The 12,617-nt window shown below is 35.4% G+C and carries 12 protein-coding genes; 3 read left to right on the plus strand and 9 right to left on the minus strand.

The genetic code is table 11. From position 1 onward, the window contains the following. Positions 1-144: 144 nt before the first annotated feature. The gene (locus FC80_RS09115; protein WP_057829831.1) at positions 145-621 is read left to right on the plus strand and encodes a glutathione peroxidase; all 477 of its coding nucleotides are present in this window, start codon (positions 145-147) and stop codon (positions 619-621) included. Positions 622-732: 111 nt separating this feature from the next. Here FC80_RS09115 and FC80_RS09120 read toward each other — a convergent pair whose 3' ends face one another. The 9 genes from FC80_RS09120 to FC80_RS09160 all read right to left on the minus strand — a co-directional run bounded on the left by FC80_RS09120 (position 733) and on the right by FC80_RS09160 (position 10,649). After that, entirely contained in the window at positions 733-1,962 is a 1,230-nt protein-coding gene (locus FC80_RS09120) for an NRAMP family divalent metal transporter (RefSeq protein ID WP_057829832.1), read from the minus strand. A 29-nt stretch (positions 1,963-1,991) separates the two neighbouring features. Next, positions 1,992-2,741, minus strand: coding sequence for a LamB/YcsF family protein (locus FC80_RS09125; protein ID WP_083486969.1), 750 nt, complete (start codon positions 2,739-2,741; stop codon positions 1,992-1,994). A 12-nt stretch (positions 2,742-2,753) separates the two neighbouring features. Next, a complete protein-coding gene (locus tag FC80_RS09130; protein WP_057829833.1) occupies positions 2,754-3,554 on the minus strand; it encodes a putative hydro-lyase in 801 nt (266 codons plus the stop codon). Between the two features lie 16 nt (positions 3,555-3,570). Continuing rightward, on the minus strand, positions 3,571-4,890 hold the full coding sequence (locus FC80_RS09135; protein WP_057829834.1) for an acetyl-CoA carboxylase biotin carboxylase subunit: 1,320 nt from the start codon (positions 4,888-4,890) through the stop codon (positions 3,571-3,573). An 11-nt stretch (positions 4,891-4,901) separates the two neighbouring features. Next, on the minus strand, positions 4,902-5,324 hold the full coding sequence (gene accB / locus FC80_RS09140) for an acetyl-CoA carboxylase biotin carboxyl carrier protein (protein WP_057829835.1): 423 nt from the start codon (positions 5,322-5,324) through the stop codon (positions 4,902-4,904). Further along, on the minus strand, positions 5,324-6,349 hold the full coding sequence (locus tag FC80_RS09145) for a 5-oxoprolinase subunit C family protein (protein WP_057829836.1): 1,026 nt from the start codon (positions 6,347-6,349) through the stop codon (positions 5,324-5,326). The genes accB and FC80_RS09145 overlap by 1 nt, the downstream gene beginning before the upstream one ends. 16 nt (positions 6,350-6,365) lie before the next feature. Further along, a complete protein-coding gene (gene pxpB, locus FC80_RS09150) occupies positions 6,366-7,097 on the minus strand; it encodes a 5-oxoprolinase subunit PxpB (protein WP_235807268.1) in 732 nt (243 codons plus the stop codon). Between the two features lie 491 nt (positions 7,098-7,588). Next, positions 7,589-9,046 carry an anion permease gene (locus FC80_RS09155; protein WP_235807269.1) on the minus strand — a complete coding sequence of 486 codons (1,458 nt, stop codon included), beginning with the start codon at positions 9,044-9,046 and terminating at the stop codon, positions 7,589-7,591. Next, positions 9,021-10,649 carry a malolactic enzyme gene (locus FC80_RS09160; RefSeq protein WP_420806310.1) on the minus strand — a complete coding sequence of 543 codons (1,629 nt, stop codon included), beginning with the start codon at positions 10,647-10,649 and terminating at the stop codon, positions 9,021-9,023. Before FC80_RS09160 ends, FC80_RS09155 begins: the two co-directional genes overlap by 26 nt. A 130-nt stretch (positions 10,650-10,779) precedes the next feature. On the opposite strand from FC80_RS09160, the gene FC80_RS09165 reads away from it, so the two are divergent. Further along, positions 10,780-11,670: a LysR family transcriptional regulator gene (locus tag FC80_RS09165; protein WP_057829840.1), complete on the plus strand. Its 891-nt coding sequence runs from the start codon at positions 10,780-10,782 to the stop codon at positions 11,668-11,670. Between the two features lie 58 nt (positions 11,671-11,728). Then, a complete protein-coding gene (locus FC80_RS09170; RefSeq protein ID WP_057829841.1) occupies positions 11,729-12,616 on the plus strand; it encodes an ABC transporter ATP-binding protein in 888 nt (295 codons plus the stop codon). Position 12,617 lies beyond the last annotated feature (1 nt).

A 12,617-nucleotide genomic window follows, 5' to 3' on the forward strand; every position in this document is an offset into this window, starting at 1 on the left:
TATGTATATAAATTTTATTTACTCTAATAGCATATCAATGTAAAAAAATTTAAGCAAGTAAAGGTTTTGTAAATACTTAAAGATTATGAGCAACAAAAAGCAAATTTTTCAGGTATACTTTTCATTGAAAGGGGTTGAAACTAAATGTCAGAAATATATAATTTTGAAGTGATACGTGAAGATGGACAAAGCTACAAACTTTCTGAATATGAAGGAAAAGCAATATTGATAGTTAATACGGCTACAAAATGTGGTTTAGCACCTCAATTTGCTGAATTAGAGGAACTTTATGAAAAATATCAAGAAAAGGGATTAGTTATCTTGGGATTCCCATCAAATCAATTCAAACAAGAACTAAGTGATGGTGAAAAAGCAGCAGAAGCATGCAGAACAACTTATGGCGTATCATTTCCGATGCACGAACTTACGGTTGTAAATGGCAAAGACACAGCTCCCTTATTTAAGTATTTAAAAGAAGAAGCTCCTGGTGAATTAGGAAAGTCAATCAAATGGAATTTTACAAAGTTTCTGGTGGATCCTGCTGGAAAAGTCTTGAGAAGGTTTGCACCGAAATCAACACCAAAATCTTTTGAAGAAGAAATTATTAATGTTTTACCTTGAAAGTAGCTAATTAAAGTTTAGAAAGCTAGCATTATAAAGATATGCAAAAAAAGAGCTGAATGTATGTGATATCAGCTCTTTTTGTATATCTGAATTAAGAAATATACAGATCTAGAATAGACCTATAACTGTTTCAATGCTTGCATATGCCATGAATGCAACAACTAACCAACCGGCAATAATTAACCATTTAGGATGACGGTAATCACCAACAATTTTTTTCGAAACACTTGCAATTAATAGTATTCCTAAGGCAATTGGAAGAACAAAACCGTTAGCAGCACCTACAAGTACAAGAACTTTAGCAGGGCTTCCAATAATGTAGAAAATGATAGTTGAAATTACGATAAAACCAATTACTAAGCCTTTACGATATTTTTCAAAGCTTTCTTTTGATTTTACTGCATAGTCTAAGAATGATGTGGATGTAAAAGTTGATCCAAGAATTGATGTCATACCAGCAGCAAACAAAAGTAGACCAAAGAATTTATAACCAAAATTGCCAGCTGCATATTTGAAGATAGAAGCAGCAGGGTTTGAGGCGTCCAATTTATAGCCGGTTACAACAACCGCAAGACCAGCTAGGAATAAAAGAACACGAATAACTGAAGCAATTCCAATACCAGTTAACGCACCTTCATTAACGTATTTGATATTTTCTTTACCTTTCATACCACCTTCAATTAAACGGTGTCCACCTGAAAATGAAATATAGCCACCCACGGTACCACCAACAATTGTTACAATTGAATAAAAATTGATTTTTGTTGGTAAAAAAGTATGTTGAACAGCAGTTTGGTAAGGCACGGCCATAATAAAGATGACATATACTAATATTGCAACTTTAACAACTGCTAAAACTTGAACAGTTCGATCCATGACTGTCAATGCATTTTTAACTACAAAAATAATTATAGCAAGAGCTCCAGCAATTACAGCACCATTTTCAGGAGAAATTCCAAAAAGGACATTAAGCCCAAGTCCAGCTCCACCAACATTACCAATATTAAAGAATAAACCACCTACTGCGACTAGAAATGATAATATATAACCAAGTCCAGGGAAAATTTCATTGGCAATAACTTGTGCTTTTTTACCACTAACAACGATAATTCGCCAAACATTCATCTGAACAATGATATCAAAGATAATACAAATAAGAATTGCAAAACCAAAATTGGCACCCATTTCACCTGTGAAGGTAGCTGTTTGCGTTAGAAATCCTGGTCCAACGGCAGCCATTGCCATCAAAAATGCGGCTCCCATGGCAATGTTACGTGGTGAGGTTTTGGGCCCGTTTAAATCTGGCATGTTACCAGAATCCTTAGATTTATTCATCATAATACAATTCCTTCTCTCTTTAAATTTTTTTAAAATGCCTGAAGCACAATTTTATTGTTCTGAAGTGTTTTACGTAGATTAGCAACAATTGCAAGAGCAGCAGCGTTATCTCCGTGTACACACACAGAATCAGCTTTTAGTGGAATAATTGAACCATCAATCGCAGTAACAGATTGGGTTTCCACCATTTCAATTACGTGGGCAGCAACTTCTATTGGGTCTGTAATAACAGCATTTGCCTCACTTCTAGGGACGAGATTACCATCGGGTAAATAATTTCTATCTCCAAAAACCTCTTGCGCACAGGGAATACCAACTGCTTGTGCAGCACGCACAGTCTCACTTCCTGCAAGCGCATAGATAGGAAGATTTGGATCAACAAACTTAATGGCTTTGCAAATTGCGACAGAAAGATCGTAATCTTTTGCGGCCATATTATATAGAGCACCATGCGGTTTGACATGATGCAATTTTTTGGAAGAAGTAAACCCTTGAAGAGCGCCAACTTGGTAGATGACCAAATTTTTGACTTCTTCAGGAGTTAAATTCATATTTCTTCTGCCAAATCCTTGTAAATCATGATAGCCAGGATGTGCTCCAATTCCAACACCAGCTTCTTCTGCCAAGGCAACTGTCTTAGCCATAACATCGGGATCACTTGCATGAAAACCACATGCAATATTAACGGAAGTTACTAATTGAATTATTTCTTTATCTTTTCCCAATGAGTATCGACCAAAACTTTCACCAAGATCACTATTCATATCAATTTGTGTCACTAAAACCAACTCCTATTCATATTTTAAAACGGTATTTTTAATATCTGTTATCAGCATATGTCCTGGCGCATGAGTAATCACGAAATCAGGTTTTACCTGCATAATGGCATTTTGTGGTGTAACGCCACAAGGCCAAAACACTGGGACTTCACCTGGCTTGATGGAAACCATGTCGCCATAGTCAGGTTTTGAAATGTCTTTAATCCCAATTGCTTTGGGATTTCCAACTTGAATAGGGGCTCCATGGACTTTTGGCATTGCCGCAGTAACGTTTACTGCGGTAACAACTTGGTTTTCTGGAATAGGGCGCATACTGACAACCATATTTCCATGGAATTTGCCAGCGGATTCAAGTGGAATTGAAGTGTTATACATTGGAACGTTTACGTTTTCAGTGATATGCCGGATTTCGATGCCTGCAGCGATTAATTCTGATTCAAATGAAAAACTACATCCGATTAGAAAGCTTACAAGATCATCTTGCCAGTAATCCTCAACACTTGTGACTTCACCAGTAGAGACACCGTTACGATAGATTCGATACTTTGGAAAATCGTTTGCAAGATCAACATCTGTTGCAAATTTATGTAACTTTCGGCTTCCAATATCACTTACCTCCAAAACAGGGCAGGGTCGGGGATTTCGTTGTGTAAATAACAAAAAATCATATGCAAGTTCTTTTGGTAAAATTACTAAGTTAGCTTGAGTATATCCGTTTGCCAGACCACTTGTAGGACTTGTGAATTTTCCTGCTCGAATCAGTTTGCGAATTTCGACAGGACTTAAAGATGCAATGTTGGGTATTGATTCCATCACGCGCCTCCTAAAATTACTCTAATTTTGTTAATTTATCTAACCAATTAATATCAGTATTATTTTCAATATAATCCTGTTCATTTAATAATTGTGTTAAGAAGTCAAGATTGGTATTGATTCCAGATATTACGGTTTCATCAAGTGCATTTTTCATTAAGGTAATCGCTTTTTTTCGTGTGGATGCAAAGACGATAATTTTAGCAATCATTGAATCGTAATTGGGTGGAATAACGTATCCTTGATAGAGTGCAGTATCTATTCTGATACCATAACCACCAGGAAGATGTAATGAAGTAACTTTGCCAGCATTCAAAGCGTTGATACGGCATTCAAGAGCAAAACCATTAGTTGTAAAAGCAGATTGGTCAAATGATAACGAGTGCCCCTGAGCAATTAGTAGTTGTAATTCAACAAGATCAAGTCCACTTGTAAGTTCACTGATTGGATGTTCAACCTGAATCCTAGTATTCATTTCCATAAAATAAAAATGTTCAGGATCATCCAATAAAAATTCCATGGTACCTGCACCTACATAGCCGATTTGCTTGGCAGCCTTGATGGAAACTGCAAACATTTTTTGGCGAGTTTTTTCTGAAAGAGAGATTGCAGGAGCTTCTTCAATAACTTTTTGATGATGTTGCTGAATTGTGCAATCTCTTTCACCAACAGCAATTACATTACCTTGCTGATCACCAACTATTTGAATTTCAATATGGCGAGGGTTTGGGAGGTACTTTTCTAAGTACATATGATTATCATTAAAAGCATGCTGTGCTTCATTTTGTGCCAAATTAAATTCTGTGGGGAATTCTTTTTCATCATTGATTACACGCATACCTTTACCACCACCACCAGCACTAGCTTTTAACATAACGGGGAAGCCAACTTTTTTTGCGTATGCTAAACCACTTGTTAAGTCTGTGAATTCGGTATCTCCACCTAAGACGACTGGCACTCCAGCAGCTTGCATTGTTTCTCGAGCTCTTGCTTTTTCTCCCATCAACGCAATAACACTAGCTTTTGGACCAATGAAAATGATTTTTTCTTCTTCACATTTTCTTGCAAATTCTTCATTTTCAGATAGAAATCCATATCCGGGATGGATGGCATCCGCTTTTGTAACTTCTGCAGCAGCGATTACTGCATGAATGTTAAGATAACTTTTATTAGGCTCGGCTGGTCCAATACAAATTGCCTCGTCTGCTAGTTGTACATGCATACTGTTCTTGTCAGCAGTTGAATAAATGGCTACAGTTTCTAACCCAAGATTATGGCATGCTCTGATAATGCGTACTGCAATTTCTCCACGGTTAGCAATTAAAACTTTTTTCAAAAAAACTCACCTCATTTCTTAATTGCAATCAGAGCTTCGCCATATTCAACGGGATTCTCATTAGCAACTAAAATATCGGTAACGGTACCTGAGGTATCAGCTTTAACTTCAGTCATCATTTTCATAGCTTCAATAATGCCGACGACTTGGCCTTTTTTTACTTGGTCACCAACCTTAACAAAAGGTTCTTCTTGAGGACTTGGCGAAGTGTAAAATGTACCAACAAAAGGTGCATCAATCGTAATATTTTTATTTGTTGAGGTTGATTCTTGTGAAGTAACTGATTGGGAAGATGTATTTGAACTTGGAGTAGATATTTCAACTGGTAATTCTTTTTTTAGAATAACTTCTTCATCACCATTTCGTATCTCTAAATGTGTTAGTCCGGCATCTTGAAATTTGTTAATTAATTCATCTAAATCAGGTATTTTCATTACATAACGCTCCTTTGATTATTAGTGAGTAGTTTTTCAATTTTTTTACTTGCTTTCCTAATAGGGCCAATCGGATATTGATACCTTTTTTTAAAAATAGTATCTGCAAAGTTATCTAAGAAATGATATTTTTCTCGTAATTTAGTAGTAGCATCCTCAATTGAAATTTCTTTGAAAAATAATGGGGTATTGTATGCAAACTGTACAAATTTACTTAAATCGGTAGCGGCAATTGTTGCAATTACAGGATATCCACCGGCAGTTTGCCGATCAGCTAATAAAACAATTGGCTGTCCAGCTCTCGTAATTTGAACATTTCCTAAGACAGTTCCTTCCGAAAGCATATTTTTTTGAGGTATTTCTAAAGTTGGCCCATCCAAACGAAAACCCATTCGGTCAGCTTGTGCAGAAATTTTGAAAGCTTCATTTTGAAATGCTTTTTTAGCATTTTCGGAAAAAAGAGACCATTGTGGACCTTTAATAAAATGAATTATATTATTCGTTAAGGTCTGCTCCTCTGCTATTCTATTAGTCAAACTAGGCATAGTGTAGCATTCATTAATTTTTAAATTATCTCCAGCTATAAGAAGACGACCGTGATAACCACCTAGCTTAACCCTTGTATTGGTTGAACGACTATCTAAAACAGGCGCAACTTGAATGCCGTTATTTGCAAATGAAATATAACCAAAGCGTCCTTTTGACATCGGTGAAAAGTGTAAAACATCACCTTTAGTTATTGAATAGGTGGTATTTAGATTGATTTTTAGTTTGTTGAGCATGGGAGAAGAGTCAGCACCAGTAACTGCGATAAAAGTATCGGCAAAAAACTTGATAGTTGGGCCAAGAATACTAAATTCAAGGGTTGCTGCTTTTTCTGAGTTATTTACTAAAAGATTAGCAAGACGATGTGCATATTGATCAATAGCACCTGATACTGGAATACCTTGTGCTTGATGACCAATTCTTCCAAGATCTTGTATTGTAGTGGCTAAACCAGGATTAATAATCTCGATGTTTGTCATTTTTACCTCCTCCTAATTAAAGAACCTTTAATTGATACTCACCATGAGCATCAAGTTCCTTGATAGCTTCATAGTCGGCCCGAGTAATTTGTTTGAATTTGATCGAATCACCAGCTTGAAATGGAGGTAATGGATTGTCGGGAGTATATAAAGTAACAGGTGTTCGACCTAAAATGCGCCATCCACCAGGAGATGCAACAGGGTAAATACCAGCTTGCTTACCTGCAATAGCAACACTTCCTGGTGCGATTGAAGATCTGGGAACTTCAAGGCGAGCCATGGCAATTTGGTCTGGAACATTACCCATAAATGCAAATCCAGGCAAAAAGCCCATCATATAAATGAAGTATCGAGTACTAGAATGAATTTCAATTAGTTCTGGGATACTTAACTTACCAAAAGAAGCAACATCTGCTAAATCGATACCAAATTCAAGATCGTAACAGACTGGAATCTCGAAGGTTCTGCCATAAGTATTTTTTTTCTCCAAAGTATAATTTACAAGAAATTTTTTCAACTTATTGCTAAATTTAAAATAATTCGTTTTTCTGATATCAAAGTAAACTGTTAGAGTACGGTAAGCAGGTGCGATATCTGTGATTTCATCTTCATAAGAATCTCTCAACTGTGAAGCTAATTCCTGAATTAATTGATTTTCTGAGATATTAATTTGTTCAGGGAAAACAATATGGAGAGCTTGTTCGCCTGCAGGAATAAAATTATATTTATAAGTTATCAAGTGTAACACCTCTAATTTTTGCTAAGAAAAAGTAGAACTGAGAAAAGTTAAATTATATGGTTTAAAATCAACTAACTGATTTTTTATACTATTCTTAGATTATAATTTTTGATTTTTATTAAGTCCTTAATTAATAAAATACCGGGTTTTCAGGTTTTTTTAAATAGAATATAACCAAAACCTAATTAAAATTATAGAAAGCGCATTTTTTATTATTTAATTAATCGCGTACAACTTTTTTCTTTGTATAATAAAGTGAATATTTATTCGTTAAATATTATTTATAACTAGTGAGTATGAAAATAGGAGTTAATGGTTCTTTGGCAAATTCGATGGATAATTAAATTTATTTATTCGAAATTTGAAGTTATTTTCTTTAAAGAGATGAATAGAGATGGATTTTTTCTGGTAGAAAGACTTAGGGCTTTTTTTGCATAAAAAAACCTGTTGTTAGATTACAAAAATAGTAATCTAACAACAGGAAAAAGGATAGAGCAGTATTAATAAACACCGCAGAGTTTCATCCATAAGCTACCAAGGCCTAACCAGACGATTAAATAGACTGGGCCAAGAATAGCATTTAGTTTCCACCAATCTTTTTGAGAAACATAACCTGCTGAAAAAAGAATAGGAGCAGGACCGTTACTGTAATGAGTAGTGGATGCAAACAAATTACCAAAGAAGCCTAGTAATAAAGCTCCTAATAGAGGAGGAACTCCTGCAGCAACAGCGACACCGAGCAATGCAGAATACATTGCACTAACATGAGCGGTTGCACTTGCAAAGAGATAATGGGAGTAAAAGTAAAATAAAATAAGAATTACTAAAACTAAGGGCCAAGATAGGCCATGAACACTTGTTGCAATGGCTTTACTTAGCCAAGGAATAAAGCCTAAAACATTTAATTCATTGGCCATCATTACTAAAATAGAAAACCAAGTTAGTGTATTCCAAGCTCCCTTTTCTTGTAAGATATCACTCCAACTAAGAACTCCAGTTAACAATAGAAGCGATAAAGCAATGAAGGCTGTTAATGTGGAATCAATATTTAATGTGCCTCCTAAGACCCAAAGAAGCAGTGCCACAACAAAAATACCAGCCATGAATTTTTCAGATAGGGACATTTTTCCCATTTTTGCAAGTTGTTCATCTGCCCAATCTTTTGCATTAGGTGTTTCTTTAATTTCTGGCGGGTAGAGTTTATAAATGATAAAAGGCACTAGAATTAAACTAATAATTCCTGGAACAAGCGCCGCAAGAAACCAACCCATCCAAGTAATATTTATGTGTGAACTTTTTGCTAGTGATTGTGCTAATGGGTTACCAGCCATTGCTGTCAAAAACATTGCAGCGGTAATCATGTTTCCGTGAAATTCAGCAAAAGTTAAAAATGATCCTACTTTACGTTGTGTATTATCATCTGGTGAAGAGCCAAATGAACGAGATAATGAATTTATAATTGGATACATGATACCACCAGCACGAGCTGTGTTACTAGGAGTTGCAGGAGCTAAAATTAGGTCAACGCCAATCAAGGAGTAAGCTAATCCCAAAGTTTTTTTGCCAAAAATTCTTACAAACCCAAGGGCAATCCTTCTACCTAAACCAGTCTTGATGAATCCTCTAGAAATAAAGAATGCCATAGCGACTAACCAAATACTGTTATTACCAAAACCGGCTACTGCAGTGTCAATATTTACCTCATGGGTGATGACGGTTATTGTAAAACCAATTATAGCAACTGCGCCAATTGGTAGTGGTTGTGTAATACAGCCAATAATCGTGGCTACAAAAATAGCAAGCATATGCCATGCAACAATAGAAACACTTTCTGGTCGTAAGGGAGTTGCCAACCATATGATTAGAGCTACAACAATTGGAGAAATAAACTTCTTATAATTTATTTTGGTAACCAAAATGCCTGAAGCCTCCTTAATATTCAGGTGCCCATTTGGCATCATTTATTGCAGAAGCAACATCATCGATTTTTTCTCTTGTTAAGCCTTGGAGTTTTGCACTTTCAGCAACAGCTAAAGCTACAGTAGTTGAGAAATGGTCTAATTTAGAAACAGGTGGTAAAACGGCTGCCCCAGCTTCTTTAGGATCTACAATACCGCCAAGTGAATGAGCAGCAGCTGAAATCATTGCATCATTCAAAACAGTTGCAGTGGAAGCTATTATTCCTAGACCAAGTCCAGGATAGACAAGAGCATTATTTGCTTGACCAATATGATACGTCACACCATTGAATTCGACATCAGGTGCGGGAATACCTGTAGCAACAAGAGCACGACCCTCAGTCCATTGGATTAAGTCAATGGCTTTAGCTTCTGCCAGTTTTGTAGGATTAGACAATGGGAAGATAATTGGACGTTTTGTGTGTGCAGCCATTTCACGTATAACATCTTCAGTGAATGTACCAGGCTGTGTCGATGTTCCAACAAGAATAGTTGGATGAATTGCCTTAACTACAGCCAAAAGATTTGTGAGCTCATCTGCATTTGAAAATTCATTTCTTGAACGTGCAAATGGTTTTTGTTCTGGTGTAAGCGTCGTATCATCATCAAATAATAAACCTTGTTTATCTACCATATAGAAGTGTTTACGAGCTTCTTGTTCAGATAATCCTTCTTGAATAAACTCGTCATAAATTCGCTTTGTAATACCTGCTCCAGCTGTTCCGGCACCAAAACAAAGATATATTTGGTCAGTCATTTTTTGTTTAGATATATTCAAGGCACCTAATATCCCTGCAAGAGTAATAATTCCGGTACCTTGGATATCATCATTAAAAGTTGTGATTTTATCTTTATATTTGTTAAGAAGGTTAGCAGCATTATCACGCCCGAAGTCTTCAAAATGTAAATAAAGATTAGGGAATAAGTGCTCTGCTGTTTCAACAAATTTATCAACAAATTCATAGTATTTATCACCCGTAATCCGACTATGATGATTACCAAGGTAAAGAGGATCCTTTAAAAGCTTATCGTTATTTGTTCCTGCATCTAAAACAACAGGTAAAACTTGGCTTGGATCAATCCCAGCTGCCGCAGTATAGACCATCAATTTACCCACAGCAATGTCTACACCGTTTGTTCCCCAATCGCCAATCCCAAGAATACCCTCAGCATCAGTTACTACAATAAGCCTGATATTACGCCCATCAGCAGCATTTTTTAGTGAGTTTTCAATGATATCTTGATTATCGATAGACAAAAAAGTTGCATTTTGTGATTGGACATAAAGTTCACTATAATTCTCAATAGTATCAGCAATAGTTGGATCATACACAATTGGCATGAATTCAACAACATGCTGGCTAAAAAGCTTGTAGAAAAGTACGTGGTTCTCATTGAATATTTGCATTAAGAATAGACGCTTTTCAAGATCAGATACTTTTGTTTGGTATTGTGCATATGTTTGTGCAACTTGTTGCTCAAGCGTTTGGACGTAAGGGGGTAAAAGCCCCTCTAATCCAAATTGTTTACGTTCTTCTAAAGTAAAAGCTGTTCCTTTATTTTTAAATGGATCGTTAATGATACTCATTCCCATGTCTTTCAGACCTTTCTTTTGTTAAGATATACATAGAATATACCTAGTGGTTTTTTATAGTCAAAAAATATTTTTTTAATAAGAAATTCTTATAATGGATTAAAAAAGCTTAGTCTGATGATGAAAGAGGGCCCTTTTTATGAATACAAAAGATCTTGAATATTTTATAAGGTTAACTGAAATTAAAAATTTTTCGAAGGTTGCAAAAGAATTTGGAGTTAGTCAACCTACAATTACATTTGCTTTACAAAGGTTGGAAGAAGAAGTTAATTCGCGTTTGATAATTAGACACCGAGCACAAGGAAAACTTTTAATTACTGATAGTGGTGCGCAGTTGCTTAATCACGCACAAAGAATGTTGATGCATTACAATTTAGTGAAAAAAGAGATTACAAGCAGTCGCTTGAAGATGCTGTCATTAGGGTTACCACCGATTATTGAAAATAATTATTTTCCGAATGTTGCAAAAGATTTAAAGGAAAATGGACTTTTAGATAAGATTCAGACAATGGAGTATGGTTCAAAAACAACTTTAAAGGCCTTGCAAAATGGAGAAATTGATATGGCGCTTTTGGGCTCAATTGATCCTTTGAGTGATGAATTAATAATAACGGAGGAATTTGACCGTCAGCCATTTGGAATATTTGTCCCTAAAAGTCACCCGCTAGCGCAAAGAGAAAAGGTTTGGTTTAAGGATTTAAAAGGTGAAGATTTTGTGTTATTTAAAAATGGATTTGTACATAATCAAGCGTTTGAACTACTTGCTGCTCGTAATCATTTTCGCCCACATATTGTCTTTAGGTCAAATGGTACGCACAGTCTAATGAATTTAATCGCTGATGGTGTAGGAATTGGATTTTTGACAGCAGTTGTTAATCCAATTCGTAAAGATATTGTCAAGGTTGAACTGTTAGACACTGATGTTCCAATGTTTGTGACAAGTATAGCTTATAGAAGGTCACATGTTTTCAATAAATTGCAGCAAGCTATTTTGGACAATATTCGAAGAACACTTATTAATAACGAGTGAAATTTATAATTAATTTAGTTAAAGTGTAGTTAGTGAGAAAAAGTTCAGGGGGGATTTAATGTTAAAAGTTGAAGGACTTGAGAAAAATTTTGGAAACAAAAAAGTGTTGAAGGGACTCAGTTTTCGTGCAAACTCTCATGAAATAACAGGATTAATTGGAAAAAATGGAGCAGGGAAAACAACGATTTTTCATAGTATTCTTAAATTTATAAATTTTGATGGGAAAATTTTATTTAATGGTGAACCTATTACAAAGGATGTTTATCGAGAAATCGGATATCTACCGGAAGAACGAAGCTTGATGCCTAAGTTGACAGTTTTTCAACAAGTTAGATTTTTAGCTAGTTTAAAGGGGATGTCAGTTAGAGAAATACGTAAAGAATTATTGATATGGATGGATAAATTGGAAGTTAAAGGTTCACCAGATGATAAAATAAAAAGTTTGTCTAAGGGAAATCAACAAAAAATCCAGCTCATATGTACATTAATACATAGACCTAAATTGATTATTTTGGATGAACCGTTTAGTGGACTTGATCCGGTCAATACAGATTTATTGAAGGAAATTATACTCGATGAGCGAAGACGTGGGGCAACGATTGTATTCTCTGATCATGATATGACTAATGTTGAAGAGTTGTGCGACAAGCTTATTATGATTAGTAATGGTGAGATTGTTTTGAATGGTGAGATTCAGGAAATTAGGTTGAGCTTTGGAAGTACAAAAATATTCGTACAAACAAATTTAAGTATGGAACAATTACAAAGCATAGACCATGTAACGAGTGTTAAAAAGACTAAGTATGGTACTTATCAACTCGATATCGAAGATGAAAAATATGGTGAAGAAATTTTCAACATAATTACAGGTGGAAAATATGTAAAGACATTTGATCAACAACCGCCAACTTTAAATGAAATTTTTAAAATGGAGGCAAGAAGATAAG

This window comes from Liquorilactobacillus cacaonum DSM 21116 (assembly GCF_001436735.1).
Taxonomy (GTDB): domain Bacteria; phylum Bacillota; class Bacilli; order Lactobacillales; family Lactobacillaceae; genus Liquorilactobacillus; species Liquorilactobacillus cacaonum.